This is a genomic window from Paraburkholderia caffeinilytica (assembly GCF_003368325.1).
GTDB classification, from domain to species: domain Bacteria; phylum Pseudomonadota; class Gammaproteobacteria; order Burkholderiales; family Burkholderiaceae; genus Paraburkholderia; species Paraburkholderia caffeinilytica.
The window spans coordinates 104,377-119,262 of record NZ_CP031467.1; the positions used below are offsets into that span (position 1 = coordinate 104,377).

General features: G+C 64.2%; 13 protein-coding genes and 2 pseudogenes. 8 read left to right on the forward strand and 7 right to left on the reverse strand.

What is annotated here, in order from left to right; all coding sequences use genetic code 11:
• Window positions 1–124: 124 nt before the first annotated feature.
• Window positions 125–784 (forward strand): response regulator, encoded by a 660-nt coding sequence (locus DSC91_RS16430; RefSeq protein WP_115779948.1) that lies wholly within the window; start codon window positions 125–127, stop codon window positions 782–784.
• Window positions 784–2,187 carry an ATP-binding protein gene (locus DSC91_RS16435; protein WP_373291966.1) on the forward strand — a complete coding sequence of 468 codons (1,404 nt, stop codon included), beginning with the start codon at window positions 784–786 and terminating at the stop codon, window positions 2,185–2,187. The genes DSC91_RS16430 and DSC91_RS16435 overlap by 1 nt, the downstream gene beginning before the upstream one ends.
• A 159-nt stretch (window positions 2,188–2,346) precedes the next feature.
• Here the strand turns inward: DSC91_RS16435 and DSC91_RS16440 are convergent, their stop codons facing one another.
• From DSC91_RS16440 to hpnJ, 3 genes are all read right to left on the reverse strand, one after another.
• Window positions 2,347–3,372 carry a flippase-like domain-containing protein gene (locus DSC91_RS16440; RefSeq protein ID WP_115783292.1) on the reverse strand — a complete coding sequence of 342 codons (1,026 nt, stop codon included), beginning with the start codon at window positions 3,370–3,372 and terminating at the stop codon, window positions 2,347–2,349.
• A gap of 77 nt (window positions 3,373–3,449) precedes the next feature.
• Window positions 3,450–4,634 (reverse strand): bacteriohopanetetrol glucosamine biosynthesis glycosyltransferase HpnI, encoded by a 1,185-nt coding sequence (gene hpnI / locus DSC91_RS16445; protein WP_115779949.1) that lies wholly within the window; start codon window positions 4,632–4,634, stop codon window positions 3,450–3,452.
• Window positions 4,631–6,052, reverse strand: coding sequence for a hopanoid biosynthesis associated radical SAM protein HpnJ (gene hpnJ / locus DSC91_RS16450; protein ID WP_115779950.1), 1,422 nt, complete (start codon window positions 6,050–6,052; stop codon window positions 4,631–4,633). Before hpnJ ends, hpnI begins: the two co-directional genes overlap by 4 nt.
• A 498-nt stretch (window positions 6,053–6,550) precedes the next feature.
• Between hpnJ and DSC91_RS16455 the strand changes: the two genes are divergently transcribed.
• From DSC91_RS16455 to DSC91_RS16465, 3 genes are read left to right on the forward strand one after another with little or no spacing between them, the layout of a single operon-like run.
• Window positions 6,551–7,513 (forward strand): aliphatic sulfonate ABC transporter substrate-binding protein, encoded by a 963-nt coding sequence (locus DSC91_RS16455; RefSeq protein WP_229758403.1) that lies wholly within the window; start codon window positions 6,551–6,553, stop codon window positions 7,511–7,513.
• Window positions 7,514–7,557: 44 nt separating this feature from the next.
• Window positions 7,558–8,421, forward strand: coding sequence for an ABC transporter permease (locus DSC91_RS16460; protein WP_115779952.1), 864 nt, complete (start codon window positions 7,558–7,560; stop codon window positions 8,419–8,421).
• A 47-nt stretch (window positions 8,422–8,468) separates the two neighbouring features.
• Window positions 8,469–9,215, forward strand: coding sequence for an ABC transporter ATP-binding protein (locus DSC91_RS16465; protein WP_175172113.1), 747 nt, complete (start codon window positions 8,469–8,471; stop codon window positions 9,213–9,215).
• Between the two features lie 82 nt (window positions 9,216–9,297).
• Here DSC91_RS16465 and DSC91_RS16470 read toward each other — a convergent pair whose 3' ends face one another.
• Window positions 9,298–9,501 carry a cold-shock protein gene (locus DSC91_RS16470; protein ID WP_007181784.1) on the reverse strand — a complete coding sequence of 68 codons (204 nt, stop codon included), beginning with the start codon at window positions 9,499–9,501 and terminating at the stop codon, window positions 9,298–9,300.
• A gap of 405 nt (window positions 9,502–9,906) precedes the next feature.
• On the opposite strand from DSC91_RS16470, the gene DSC91_RS16475 reads away from it, so the two are divergent.
• Window positions 9,907–11,352, forward strand: coding sequence for an NAD-dependent succinate-semialdehyde dehydrogenase (locus DSC91_RS16475; protein ID WP_115779954.1), 1,446 nt, complete (start codon window positions 9,907–9,909; stop codon window positions 11,350–11,352).
• 280 nt (window positions 11,353–11,632) lie between these two features.
• Entirely contained in the window at window positions 11,633–12,232 is a 600-nt protein-coding gene (locus tag DSC91_RS16485) for a GNAT family N-acetyltransferase (RefSeq protein WP_115783293.1), read from the forward strand.
• A gap of 64 nt (window positions 12,233–12,296) precedes the next feature.
• On the opposite strand, the gene kdgT is transcribed toward DSC91_RS16485, so the two are convergent.
• Entirely contained in the window at window positions 12,297–13,319 is a 1,023-nt protein-coding gene (gene kdgT, locus DSC91_RS16490; RefSeq protein WP_115779956.1) for a 2-keto-3-deoxygluconate transporter, read from the reverse strand.
• Between the two features lie 122 nt (window positions 13,320–13,441).
• Between kdgT and DSC91_RS16495 the strand changes: the two are divergent.
• Window positions 13,442–13,763, forward strand: a pseudogene (locus DSC91_RS16495) (IclR family transcriptional regulator domain-containing protein); the annotation flags it as partial.
• 96 nt (window positions 13,764–13,859) lie between these two features.
• Here the strand turns inward: DSC91_RS16495 and DSC91_RS16500 are convergent.
• Window positions 13,860–14,000 (reverse strand): annotated as a pseudogene (locus DSC91_RS16500) (TauD/TfdA dioxygenase family protein); the annotation flags it as partial.
• 113 nt (window positions 14,001–14,113) lie between these two features.
• Window positions 14,114–14,668 (reverse strand): cytochrome b, encoded by a 555-nt coding sequence (locus DSC91_RS16505; RefSeq protein WP_373291968.1) that lies wholly within the window; start codon window positions 14,666–14,668, stop codon window positions 14,114–14,116.
• Between the last annotated feature and the right edge of the window lie 218 nt (window positions 14,669–14,886).

Below are 14,886 nucleotides of genomic sequence, written 5' to 3' on the forward strand. Positions count from 1 at the left end.
GAGGTATAAAGCGTCCAATGAGCATGATAGCTAAACTTCGGGTGGCTGACTCGGCGCGTGCTTAAAAACTGTCGCCACCATGCAATGCCACTATGCATTAAACATCGAACGGAACCTCTCCCCCATGCGCGTACTCCTCGTAGAAGACGACGACCTGATCGGCTGCGGCATCGAAGCGGGACTGCGTCAGGCCGGTTTCACGGTCGATTGGGCCCGCGACGGTCACAAGGCCAGTCTTGCTCTCGACACGACCGCCTATGCACTGGTCCTGCTCGATCTCGGCTTGCCGAGGATATCGGGCATGGAACTGCTGAGGCGGCTGCGCGAAGCCGGCAAGGACGTGCCGGTGCTCGTGCTGACCGCCAAGGGCACGGTGGTGGATCGCGTCGGCGGCCTCGAAGCCGGCGCCGACGACTACCTCGGCAAGCCCTTCGACCTGACCGAGCTGATCGCCCGTTGCCGGGCCCTGCTGCGCCGCGCGCAAGGGCGCAGCGTCGAGGTGATCCGCTATCAGGATCTCACGGTCAATCCCGCCGCGCAAACCGTCGAAGTCGGCAATACCCGCGTGTCCCTCACCTCGCGCGAATGGGCGATCCTGATGCAGTTGCTGACCAATCAGGGCATTCCCCAGTCGCGCTCGCGCCTCGAAGAGAGCTTGTATGGATGGCAGGAAGAAATCGAAAGCAATGCGATCGAGGTCCATGTGTCCAACCTGCGCAAAAAGCTCGGCGCCAAGCTGATCCGAACGGTGCGAAATATCGGCTACGTGGTGGAGAAAGCCTGATGCCGGCATCGATCCGCCACCGTCTGGTGATGCTGGTCCTGACCAGCATCGCGCTGATCTGGGGCGTCGCGCTGCTATCGAGCTATCGGCAGGCCACCCGCGAAGTCGGCGAATGGGAAGAGGCACGCCTCGCGGAACTCGCGCAAATCCTCGCGCTGCTCGACCAGCGCAATCTGACCACCCTGGCCAACGCGCGCATCGACGTGCGCGAAGAAGAGAAAGGCGGCGAACCCGGCGCGAACAACAGCGACGACGACGATTCCCTGCCACGCGACGCACTATTCCAGGTGCGCGGCGCGAACGGCGACGTGCTGGCGGGCAGCCCGCAATTGCGCGCGCTACACGCGTGGGACCTACCCGTGCCGCCCGCCAGCGGGGCGCAGAACGTGACGCTGGGCGGTCAGATGTGGCACACGTTCACCTTGCGCGACACAGCGCTCGGCCACACGGTGCGCGTGTTCGAGCCGGCCAACACGCGCAGCGACCTGGTGAGCGGCGTCGCGAGCCGGATCGCCCGCCCCACGCTGCTCGCGCTGCCGGTGCTGGCGCTGCTGGTGTGGTTCAGCATCGGCTGGAGCCTGGCGCCGCTCAAGGTCCTCTCCGGCGCGATCCGGGCGCGTGACATCAACCGGCTGGAACCGGTCGACATCGGCCGGGCGCCGACGGAGGTGCGGCCGCTCGTCGACGCGATCAATCTGGTGCTGTCGCGCTTGCAGCACTCCATCGAACGGGAGCGCGCGTTTACCGCCGACGCCGCCCATGAACTGAAGACGCCGCTTGCCGCCATCAAGGTACAGGCGCAGGTCGCCCTGGCCGAGTCGGACACGGTGTTGCAGCGGCTGGCGATGGAACGCGTGGTGCAAGGCGTCGATCGCAGCGCGCGGCTCGCGGAGCAGTTGCTGCTGCTCGCGCGTCTGGACGCGCACGAAAAACTCTCCTCGGCGCCGCTCAGACCCGCCGCGGTGGCGAAGGACGCGCTGCTTGCCAACGAGCGCAACGCGCAGCAGAAGAACATCAGCGTGACGCTCACCGGCGACATGCGCGCGGAGATCAATGCGGAGCCCGTGCTGATCGGCATTCTGCTCGACAACCTGCTCGACAACGCCATCAAATATGGACATCCGGGCGGCTGCATCGAAGTGGCGGTGATGTACGCAGTTGGCCGCGTGCAACTCACCGTGCGCGACGACGGCCCGGGCGTCGCGCCCAGCGATCTCGCGCGCCTCACGAACCGGTTTTTCCGCGCGACCGGCAATCAGGCCACCGGCAGCGGGCTGGGCCTCTCGATCGTCGCGCGGATCGCCGAGCATTTCGGTGCAAACCTGCATCTCGGCGCGGGTATCGGCGAGCGCGGGCTGGCGGTGGAAGTGTCGTTTCCCGCCTATGCGGGCGCGGAAGACTGAAGGGGTGCCGGGAAGGCGCAGTTGAGGGGGGCGGTGAGGCGGCCGCGAAGGCCGTAGACCAATCTGTCCACGAGGTGGCCGCAAAGGCCATAGATCAATCTGTCGACGAGGTGGCCGCCGCCAGTCCGTCGGATAAGGGAAACATTCCCTTCGGCCGCACTAACGCCCGCTTGCTTCGCCCACAACCGTGCGCCCCGCTGGTTCCGCCCGCTTCGGCTCGCGATTCGACGACTCGGCGAACTGCCACGCAATGAGTCCGGGCACGAACATCAACAGATCGCGAATACGCCGCGCGCCCGCAAGCGCGAGGCAGGTGGACGGATCGAGCCCCAGCGCGCCGCCGATCAGAATGAAGCCGCCCTCCTGCACCCCCAGACCGCCCGGCACGAAGAAAGCCGCGCTGCTGATCGCCTGGATCAGCGATTCGATCACCACCGCCTCGACCAGCGTGACATGCACGCCGAGAAAGTACAGCGCGAGCCAGATTTCGAGCGACGTCAGGAAGCACTGCAGCGGTTGCCAGAAGAACAGATAGCGCAGCACCACGCCGCGCCGGCGCCAGATCAGCTTGATGGCCTGATCGATCTGGGCCGACTGCCCGACAAGCGTGGCGAGCTTGCCGCTCGTCATACGATTGAGCACGCGCGTGATGCGCTCGAACGGGTTGGCATGCTGCACGAGGGCGAACAGCACCAGCATCGGCGTCAGCACCACCACGCCCCACGCCAGTTGCCCGGCGAGCCGCAGCGTGTCGGAGTGCGCATGCGCGAACAGAAAACCGATGCCGACCATCGTGAACAGCAACTGGCTAATCACCGTCAACTGCATATCCACGATGATGCTGCCGACCGCCGTGGAAGGCCGCACGCCCCAGCGCCTGAGCATCCGGAACGACACCACCTCGCCGCCGATACGCGCCACCGGCAACATGCAATTGACGGATTCGCGCACCCAGACCAGATGCAGCATGCTGGCGATACCGGGCCGGTTCGCGCCGCGAATCAGCGAACGCCAGTCGCAGGCATTGGCGATCATCGGCAGCACGTGCGCGATCGCCGCCAGAAGGAGGCCGGCGCCCGCCGCGCGCAATGCGCCGAGCACCGCGCCGGGATTGTCCTGCCAGACCAGCCACAGCGACACCAGTAAGCCGGCAAGCGCGGCAAGGCGGCCGAGATGCTTCATCATGCGGCCACCCTTCGCGCGTGCTTCATGCACATTGCGTCATTCTCGCCGCTGCTTTCCCAATACCCTTGCATCATTGCTTAGCCAACCTGCTGTTCATCCGTCATTCCGTCCTGCGCCGCCGACAACAGGCCGTCGCCATCCACCTTGAAACTGAAACCGCGCCAGATCACGCGCGAGGACCAGAAACTCGCCACAAAAATCGAAAACGATACGATATCCCATAACGGCAACAGCCACAGGTCGCGGTGCGCCTGCCGCAACGCGCGATCGGACAGCAGCTTCAATACGAGCCGGGCGCAAACGGCGACTAGCGCAAGCGACCACGCCCACCATACGCCGCCCGAGAACGCGACGGCGAGCAGCGCGAAGGCGAGCGGAAAAATCAGCACCGAGCCGAAATGGCCGAGCGGATCGATGCTGCGGATCGTGCGGCTCCAGCGCAGTTCATGCGCGATCAGTTTGGTCGCGCTGTTTTCAACGCAGGCATGCGAGATCGTGAACGGCGGAATCACCACTTTCTCGCCGATCATCCGCACGGCCTCGCCGATCGCGTGATCCTCGGCCAGGTGCTGCACGAACGGCGTGAAGCCGCCGATTTTTTCCAGCGTATCGCGTCGCATCGCGATAGTCTGCCCAAAGCAGGGACGCGCGAGACCGAGCGCAAGCCCCGTCACCACGCCGGGCAGGAACTGGTAGTTGGTGGCCTTGGCCGACAGTCGCGGCCAGAAACCGGGATCGGGTGCGCCGCGGTACACGCAGGTGACGAGACCGACGCCGGGTTTCTGCAATTCGCCGATCACATTGCGCAGATAATCCGGCCCGACACTTACGTCGCTGTCGGCGAACACCAGCACGTCGTGCCGGGCCTGCGGCAGCATATTGAGGATGTTGCTGATCTTGCGGTTCGGACCGTAGAGCCGCGCATCGGCGACCACGGTAATGTCCGCTTCCGGATGCAGCCGCCGCAGATCGTCGACGGCTTGCAAGGCGGGGTCGGCGCAATCGTGCACGCCGAACAGGAATTGCACGGGGCCTGGATAGTCCTGCTGGCAGAAACTCGACAGATTGGTGAGCAGCGCCCATTCGTTGCCGTGCAACGGCTTGACGATCGTGACCGGCGGGAAACTGGTCGGCTCGGACACCGCTCTCGCGAAGAACCGGCCGATCAGGGCGCCCGCCAGCACCGTGTAGGCGATGCCGAAAACTGCCGCCGCCGCGCACGCATAGGCCAGCGTGACGGCGAGCAGATGCACGGCGCTCACGCCTGGTGGGCGCGCAGGAAGCGGAAGAATTCGACGCCTTCGCGCAGGCGCCGTTTCATCATGTCCCAGCTCGTGAGCATCTCGCGCAGAATTTCCCAGATCTTCGACGGACGGAAATAGAAGCGCTTATAGAAGTTCTCGAGCTGGTGGTAGATCTCGTCACGCGACAGATGCGGATAGCCGATCGCCGCGAGCTGCACGCCCGACTTGCTGACGAGGTTGATGACCTTGTTCTCTTCCAGCCAACCGTTCTCGACCGCCTGGTTGTAGAGCGTCGTGCCGGGATAGGGCGCTGCGAGCGACACCTGGATCGTATGCGGATTGATTTCCTTCGCGTACTCGATGGTCTTCTGGATCGTGTCCTGCGTCTCGCCGGGCAGGCCGAGAATGAAGGTGCCGTGAATCTTGATGCCGAGCTTGCGGCAATCTTCGCTGAAGCGGCGGGCGATGTCGGTGCGCAGGCCCTTCTTGATGTTCAGCAGGATCTGGTCGTCGCCCGATTCATAGCCGACCAGCAGCAGGCGCAGGCCGTTTTCCTTCATGATCTTAAGCGTCGCGTACGGCACGTTCGCCTTCGCGTTGCAGGACCACGTCACACCGAGTTTGCCGAGGCCGCGGGCGATTTCTTCGACGCGCGGCTTGAAGTCGGTGAAGGTGTCGTCGTCGAACATGATCTCCTTGACTTCGGGCATGTTGTCGCGAATCCACTTCACTTCCTCGAGCACGTTCTCGACCGAGCGCGTGCGGTAGCGATGCCCGCCCACCGTTTGCGGCCACAGGCAGAACGTGCATTTCGAGCGGCAGCCGCGGCCCGTGTAGATCGACACGTACGGGTGCTTCAGATAGCCGATGAAATAGTTGTCGATCTTCAGATCGCGCTTGTAGACGGGCGCCACGAACGGCAACTCGTCCATGTTCTCCAGGATCGGGCGCGCTTCGTTGTGCTCGATCGAGCCGTCCGCCGCGCGATAGCTCAGGCCCTTGATGCCGGCGAACGGCTTGCCCTCGGCGATTTCCTGGCAGGTGAAGTCGAATTCCTCGCGGCAGACGAAATCGATCGCCTCGCTCGCGGTCAGCGAATTGTGCGGATCGACCGCGACCTTCGCGCCGACCATGCCGATCAGCACCGAAGGCTTGCGCTTCTTCAGGTCCTCGGCAAACAGGGCGTCGGTAGGAAAGGACGGGGTGCTGGTGTGAATCACCACCAGGTCATATTGCTGTGCTATGTCGAGCGATGCGTCGACGGACAGGCCGTCGGCGGGAGCGTCGAGTACGCGGCTGTCGGGGACGAGTGCGGCGGGCTGCGCGAGCCACGTCGGATACCAGAACGAGCGCACTTCACGCTTGGCCTGGTAGCGCGAACCCGCGCCACCGTCGAAGCCATCGTACGACGGCGCTTGCAAGAAGAGGGTTTTCATGGATGCTCCAGCAAGCCTTTGATCGGCGCTTTCAGTTTTCTGTCGGAAAACTATCGGAACTGTTGCCCGCGGGGATACGGGAGATCGCGCAAATACTACGGAGCAAAGCTGAAGGAAACCTTAAGGAAAATACTCCCGGCCCGCGTCGTTCCATATGGTGAATACCGGCCTTCGCCCCGTTTGCGCATTGTATAGGTAAAACAGGTATCGATCGTGCCGCCGCCGCGTGTCGGCGCGCGACGTGGGTTGCTCTGCCAGGACGGCGAAAACGGAAGATCGAGCGGCCCAAATCCGCCATTGCGTCCAACCTGCTTTGATTGTGAGTTTTTATTCGTTCAGTTCAGCATGCGCATTGACTACATTGAGCGGTCAATCAAACGATCATCACAGGACCAGTCAATGAGCATCCCGCGGGGCACGGCGCGCTTTTCGCATTCTTCGATTTCCTCACACCCGCGGCATGCGACACGTCTGCAAGCCGGCCTGAGCACGTTGCTGATGGCGGCAACGGCCACGCTCGCCCTCCTTGCACCGGGTATCGCACGCGCCGCACCGCCCGCCGAACTGAAACTCGACTACGCCTACTATTCGCCGGAAAGCCTCGTCATCAAGCGCAACGGCTGGCTCGAGCAGGAACTCGCGCCGCAGCACACCCAGGTCAAATGGGTGCTGAGCCTCGGCAGCAATCGCGCGCTCGAATATCTGAATAGCGGTGCAATCGACATCGGCTCGACGGCGGGTCTCGCCGCCGTGCTCGCCAAAGCCAATGGCAATCCGATTCGCGCCGTGTATGTTTTCTCGCGCCCTGAATGGACCGCGCTCGTCGTACGGAAGGATTCGCCGGTCAAAACGCTCGCCGACCTGAAGGGCAAGAAGATCGCCGCCACCAAAGGCACGGACCCGTTCCTCTTCACGCTACGCGCGCTGCACACCGCGGGCCTCTCGCGCGACGACGTGGACATCGTCAATCTTCAGCACCCGGATGGGCGCACCGCGCTCGCCAACGGCCAGGTGGACGCCTGGGCCGGCCTCGATCCTCACATGGCGGCCGCGCAAATCGACGACGGCGCGAAGCTGCTCTATCGCAACGTCGACTTCAACACGTGGGGATTGCTGGACGCCCGCGAAGACTTCATCCGCGACCATCCCGAGACGCTCGCCCAGGTGCTGAAGGTGTACGAAAAAGCGCGCCTGTGGATCGCCGCGCATCCGGACGACACCGCGAAGATCGTCGCGGAAGAATCGAAGCTGTCGCTGCCGGTCGCGAGACTGCAACTGAGCCGCAACGATTTCAGTCATCCGCAGCCAGGCGCGCAGCAACTCGCCGCGCTGAAAGCCGCCGCGCCGATTCTCGTGCAGGAACAACTGGTGAAGCCGGGCACCGACCTGAATCAGGTCATCGACGCGTTGATCGATGTGAAGGCGGCGCAGCCCGTCATTGCCGCGAACGGCGGCCAGTGAGCCGGCACGCCGCTCACTGCCCGGGAACTCGCTGATCGACACCCATGGCTACCGACGAATCGCTCGCGCTCTATCGCGCGCCGCAAACCGCCGATGCAACGCGCATCGCGTCGGGCCCGCGTGATCCGCTCAGGCGCTGGCGCATCGCCGGGCTGATCCTGCCGATTGCCCTCCTTGCCGCGATCGAAGCACTGGTGCGCGCGTCGGTGTTGCCCGCGCACCTCGTTCCGGCGCCGAGCACGATTGCGGAAACACTGTGGCAACTGGGCGGCGAGCGTCTCGGCCGCCACATCGGCGCAAGCTCGCTGCGCGTACTCGCGGGTTTCGGCATGGGCTCGGCACTCGCCCTTCTGCTCGGCGCGGCAATGGGCTTGAGCCGCCGCCTCGACGCACTGCTCGATCCCGCGTTTCAGGCGCTGCGCGCGATTCCGTCGCTCGCCTGGGTGCCGATTCTGTTGCTGTGGATGGGCATCGACGAAGCGCCGAAAATCACCCTCGTCGCCATCGGCGCGTTTTTCCCGGTGCAATTGAGCGTCGTGGCCGGCATTCGCGGCGTCGACCGGAAGCTGATCGAACTCGGCGAAGTGAACCGTTTGAGCCCGCGGGCGCTGTTCACGCGCATCCTCCTGCCCGCGTCCTTGCCGCACATCTTCACCGGACTGCGCACCGGCCTGAGTCTCGCGTGGATGTTCATGGTCGCCGCCGAACTGATCGCCGCCACCCGCGGCCTCGGTTATCTGCTGAGCGACGGCCGCGAAACCGGCCGGCCCGATCTCGTGTTCGGCGCGATCCTGTTGCTCGCGCTGCTCGGCAAGCTCAGCGACAGCATCCTGAAAGCGATCGAAACGCGCGTGCTGTCATGGCGCGACACCGCGAGCGAGCGGTCTTCCTCACGAGGCATGCGTTGAACGCGGCAGATCCTTCCACCCAGCCGCCCCTGCTTCAGGTTCGCGCGATGAGCAAACGCTACGAAGCGCGCGCGGTGCTCGAACGCGTGACGTTCGATATCAGGCGCGGGGAGATCGTGAGTCTGGTCGGCCCGAGCGGCTGTGGCAAGAGCACGCTGCTGCGCGTGCTGGCCGGTCTCGATCGCGACTTCGAGGGGGACATTCTGCTCGACGGACTGGTGCAAGCCGGCCCGTCGCCCCGCCTCGGCGTGATTTTTCAGGAGCCCCGCCTGCTGCCGTGGTTGAGCGTGGCCGACAACGTCGCGTTTTCCGCGGGTCCACGAAGAGGCACGGACCCGCGTGTGGGCCGGCTGCTCGACGAGGTCGGTCTGGCCGGCACGGGCGCGGTGCTGCCCAAGCAGCTTTCGGGCGGCATGGCGCAGCGGGTGGCGCTCGCGCGTGGCCTGTTCTCGCAGCCGGACCTGTTGCTGCTCGACGAGCCGTTCAGCGCCGTCGACGCAATGACCCGCATGCGTCTGCAGGACCTGTTGCTGTCTCTGACCCGCGCGCACGGCACGGCGGCGCTGATCGTCACGCACGATCTGGACGAAGCGCTCTATCTGTCCGATCGCGTCCTGCTGCTCGATATGGCGGACCAGCATGGCGCCGGACGGCTGGTGCGCGACATCGTCATTGCCGCACCGCATCCGCGCGGCCGGCGCGACAGCGCGCTCGCCGGCGTGCGAGACGAATTGCTCGATGGGATGGATGCGGCGCGCGACGCTTACGCAGAACCCGACGCGCGTCTTGCCTGAGAAGCGCGAGCGAATCGCCCTTGCCCCTCAGAAGTTCTGCCGGCCGGCCCGCCCGCCCGCGCGTGCGGACCGGTTACTGACGTCACACTGGCTTGATGTCCGCCGCCTGCTTGCCCTTCGGTCCCTGCTTGATTTCGAAGCTGACCTTCTGGTTTTCCTGCAGCGATTTGAACCCCTCGCTGCGAATTTCCGAGAAATGGGCAAACAGATCTTCGCCACCGTCGTCCGGTGTGATAAAGCCAAAGCCCTTTGCATCATTGAACCACTTCACTGTACCGGTTGGCATGTCGATTCCTCGTTTGCACCTTGGTTGATCGGGTTGCATTCACCGCCGTTTCGCCTGCCGCTTTCGACCGCTGCTTTCGACCGCTGCATGGCGTGCAGTTTTTTACCTGCTCGATGCGCGGTCCCATGCGGCCGGCTCCCGCCGGTTCCTGCTACCACTGCTTGACTTTACGCCTGTTTGCGCGGCGCCGCTCAGGCGGCCGCTTCTATGTTTCCGTGTTTCCATGCCGCGGCAAGCGGAGCAGCAAAGGCCGTGCCGCGCCTCGCCCGCAGGGCCGGCGCCGATGCGATCGCGCGCAATCAGATAAGATAATTGGTATCGGCAGTCCATCCTTGGCCGCGCAGCGTCAGCCCAATGCGTCGCGACCGCGCGACCTGTCGTTCTCCCCATTTACAGGAACCCAGCATGGCCACCTCGAGCTATACCGACACCCGTCTTCTGATCAACGGCGAGTGGTGCGACGCCGCCAGCGGCAAAACCCTCGACGTCGTCAATCCTGCCACCGGCAAGGCCATCGGCAAGGTGGCTCACGCCGGCATCGCCGATCTGGACCGCGCGCTGGCCGCCGCACAGCGCGGCTTCGAAGCGTGGCGCAAGATTCCGTCCAACGAGCGCGCCACCACCATGCGCAAGGCCGCCGCGCTGGTGCGCGAACGTGCTTCCGACATCGCCCGTCTGATGACCCAGGAACAGGGCAAGCCGTTCGCCGAGGCGCGCGTCGAAGTGCTGTCCGCGGCGGACATCATCGAGTGGTTCGCCGACGAAGGCCGCCGCGTCTACGGCCGGGTCGTGCCGCCGCGCAATCTGGCGGCGCAGCAAACGGTGCTCAAGGAACCGATCGGCCCGGTCGCCGCCTTCACGCCGTGGAATTTCCCGGTCAATCAGGTGGTGCGCAAGCTGAGCGCGGCGCTCGCGTGCGGCTGCTCGTTCCTCGTCAAGGCGCCGGAAGAAACCCCGGCGTCGCCGGCGGCGCTGCTGCAGGCGTTCGTCGAAGCCGGCGTGCCGGCCGGTACGGTCGGCCTCGTGTTCGGCGATCCGGCGGAAATCTCCAGCTACCTGATTGCGCATCCGGTGATCCGCAAGGTCACGTTCACCGGCTCGACGCCGGTCGGCAAGCAGTTGGCCGCGCTGGCCGGCACGCACATGAAGCGCGCGACGATGGAACTGGGCGGTCATGCGCCGGTGATCGTCGCCGAAGACGCTGACGTGGCGCTGGCCGTCAAGGCCGCGGGCGGCGCGAAGTTCCGCAATGCAGGCCAGGTCTGCATCTCGCCGACGCGCTTTCTGGTCCATAACAGCATCCGCGAAGAATTCGCCGCGGCGCTTGTCAAACATGCCGAAAGCCTCAAGCTCGGCGACGGTCTTGAGGAAGGCACCACCCTGGGGCCGCTTGCCAACGCACGCCGTCTCACGGCGATGAGCAAGGTGCTCGACGACGCGCGCAAGACGGGCGCCACGATCGCGACGGGCGGCGAACGCGTGGGCTCGGAAGGCAACTTCTTTGCGCCGACCGTGCTGACCAACGTGTCGCTCGAATCGGACGTCTTCAACAACGAGCCGTTCGGCCCGATTGCCGCGATCCGCGGTTTCGACACGCTCGAAGAAGCGATCGCCGAGTCGAACCGTCTGCCGTATGGTCTCGCCGGGTATGCGTTCACGAAGTCGTTCCGCAACGTGCATCTGCTGTCGCAACAGATGGAAGTGGGCATGCTGTGGATCAATCAGCCTGCCGCGCCGTGGCCGGAAATGCCGTTTGGCGGCGTGAAGGACTCGGGCTATGGATCGGAAGGTGGTCCGGAAGCGATGGAAGGCTATCTGGTCACCAAGGCCGTGTCGGTGATGGCGGTTTAAGGTTCTTCAGGACGCCGTCGGCTTTCAGGCTTTCAGGGCACGGTTTCCGACCGTGCCCGGCTGATTGATCGCGGCGTGATCGATGCGCGTGACCGCTCTGTGTGATCGCGCCGTGATCGCTGTGCCAGGTTCGCGAGCGCTCGTTCGCGGACCTTTTTTATTTATCGCGCGAAACCCCGCGAATCGCTCGTTGAGTCCTTCGTGATTCGCGCTCGTTCGCTTCGTTCGGCCCATTCTTCGTTTTATGATGCGCGGTCATACAACGAAAATCCGCTTCGTCATGAACGATACCTCGCCCAGCCTCATGCAACCCACGTTGACCGGACAGATCGTCGAACTCAGGCCGCTTCAGCAGGAACACGCGCAGGGTCTGCTCGACGCCGCCGCGGACGGTCAGTTGTGGAACATGAAGCTGACTGTCGTGCCGGGTCCCGAAACCGTCGGCGGTTATATCGCAACCGCGCTCGATGGGCGCGCGGCCGGCACGGTGATGCCCTTCGTGATCGTCAGGCGGGATACGGGGGCGATTGTCGGCAGCACGCGATTCTGGAAGATCGACCGGGTGAACCGGAAGCTGGAAATCGGCCACACATGGTTGGGCGAGTCGGTGCAGCGCTCGGCGGTGAATACCGAGGCGAAGTACCTTCTGCTGCGTCATGCGTTCGAAGCGATGCAGTGCGTGCGCGTGCAGTTCACCACGGACGAGCTCAACGAGAAATCAAGAGCCGCGATTCTGCGGATCGGCGCGAAACAGGAAGGCATTGTCCGGCACGAGCGGATCATGCCGGACGGGCGCAAGCGCAATTCGGTGCGCTTTAGCATCATCGACGAGGAGTGGGTCGAGGTTAAGGCGAGGTTGGAGGGCAAGCTTGGGCGGTGAGACGCCGCCCGACGCGATTCGCTTCACTTCGTCGCGTTCAAGTGCAATCCCACCACCCTACTCTTCACACATGGACGTCCCGCTCACCAAGCGGCTGCGGTGGCGTCGTCGCCGCTGCAAACTCCTCGCGCAACGCATCGCGCGCCTGATGCCGGCGCACCCATAACGCGGTCAGAATCGGCACCAGAATCGCCGTCACGAGGCAGGCCGTCGCGACCATCGCCGTCGCCGCCGGCACCAGCGGTTTGAAGCGCGGAATCATCTCGCCGATGATCGCCGGGTTCGCCACCGCGGCCCCCGCCGTCGACGAAGCCGCCAACCCCGCCGCCCCATTGCCGCCCGCGATCCAGCGGTCCGCGAGGATCAGCGGAACGCCCGTCACCACGATCACTCCGAGGCCCAGCACGATGCCCGGCAAGCCGCTCGTGACGATCACGTTCAGGTCGATACCGTTGCCGAGCGCAAAGCCGAAAAACGGAATCAGCGGATGCACGCAACGGCCAAAGAACTCGCGCAGGTCGCTATCCAGATTACCCAGCGTGAAGCCGATCAAAAACGGTAGCACCGCGCCGACGAACAGCCGCGGCTCGAAGAACGCCACACCGGTCGCGCCGAGAATGATCATGCTGACGAGCGGCCCCGATTCGATCGACATCAGCACGAACGCGCCTGCCTCTTCCTTGCTGCCGTATTGCTGCATCACGGCCGCATAGAGGCCGCCGTTGGTCATGTCCATCGACGTCGTGATCGCGAGCACCGAGAGACCCGCGAACAGGCCCGCCTTGACGCCGTCGATCGGAATGAAGTGCGACGCCACGATTGTTGCAATCCACGCCACCACCATTTTGGTGACGAGCAGCGTGCCCGACTTGCGCAGCACCGTGCCGGTCGCCCGCAGGTCGATCGTTGCGCCCATGCAGAAGAACCACACCGCCAGAATCGGCACGGTGCCGGTAATCAATCCATTGGTGAACGACCCGAGATATTTTCCACCACCCGGCGCAAACGTGTGGACACAGGCGCCGAGCAGCAGCGGCACCAGCATCAGGCCGCCTGGAATGCGGTCAATGGCCTTCTTGAGCTTCATGCCTCCTCCATGGACTTTGCGTCCTGTTGTCGGGTGGATCACCCGGGGTGATGTCCCGTTCTTACGCCGGGCGGCTCCCTTTCGGCGCAATATAGCATCGCAACAGGAACAACGTTCCCAGCAAGTCGACGCAAAAGTCGCTCGCCTCCGCCGACGCCGTCTTGAGCATCCTGCCGCGCGTGCGTGAGCAAGGCTATGGCGAGGACAACGAGGAACAGGAAGAAGGCTTGCAATGTCTCGCGCGGTGTTTCTCGCGCGGTGTTCGACCGCTTCGGCCGCGTGATCGCCGGCCTGTCGATTTCGTTTCCGACCATGCGCTGCGGCGCCGACACGAAATCGCACTACGTTGCGCTACTCAAGCAGTCAGGTCTCGCGATCTCCACGCGGCTCGGCTATCGCGAAGCGACGGCGGCGGAGCATGCAGCCGTCGACGGACCGGGTTGAAAGCATAGAGGCGCGGCAAACACCCGGCGACATGCTTCCGGGCGCTTTCAGCGCGCACGTGAGCGGTGTGAGCGGTGTGAGCGGTGTGAGCGCCTTGAGCGCCTTGAGCGGCGGTGGCAAATCGTCGTACGCGGTGGCGGTGTTGGCCAAGACGGTGTCGCCGCCCACATCCGGAATGGTCACGCCGCGCAGGATCGACGCTTGCGGATAGGCGTCGACGAATGTCACATGCCATGATCCAGGCATCGGGGGAAGATGTGGGCGCAGGCCGCCCACGGAACGCGGCGTGTGCGCAAGCGAGCGGCCGTCAATCGATGGTAAGCATCAAGCCGCCAACGCACACCAACGGGTCACGGCAGCATCCGCTGCAGTGTCTGATCCTTGAGCACAAAACGATGAAACAGCGCTCCCGCGATATGCAGTGCGATTAGCGCGAACAACACCCAGGCCAGATAGCCGTGGATGTCGCCCATTTCATGCCCGACCGACGAACCGACCGGCGAGATGCCGGGATACGACAGTACGCCGAGCAGCTTGACGGACCATCCGCGCGAGGACGCGTTGGCCCATCCGAGCAAAGGCACAACCACCAGCGCGAGATAAAGAAGACCGTGCGTGACGTGCGAAACGACGCGAAGGAAAGGTGAAAGCGATGTAGGCGGAGGTGTGTGCGTGAGACGCCAGACGATTCTCGCCGCCACCGCGGCAATCAGCGCTGCACCCACGCCGAGATGCCAAGCGATCAGACCGTCGGGCCGCGTGCCCTTGTGAATATCCGGCATGGTCCAACCGATCACGAACTGCGCGGCAATCAGCAGGGCCACCAGCCAGTGAAGAAACTTGGCTACGCCGTCGTAGCCTATTGCATAGCGCGGGAAACTGGCCGGGTCCGATCGCATGGTCATGAGAATGTGTTAGCAGCAGTGAAGCCATTGAATGGAGGAAGCGTACTTGTGCCATCAAGGGTACACAAATTTTGAACGCACTCGCGCAGCATGCTACGGATCAAACCTTAAGAAAAGCTGATGTTGCGTTTGACGATCGCTTCGGGCGCATGAGGCGGCCATGCACTGGCGGTTGCGTAGAAAGTACGATCGGCGCCCCTTCAGGTCGGCTCGCATCC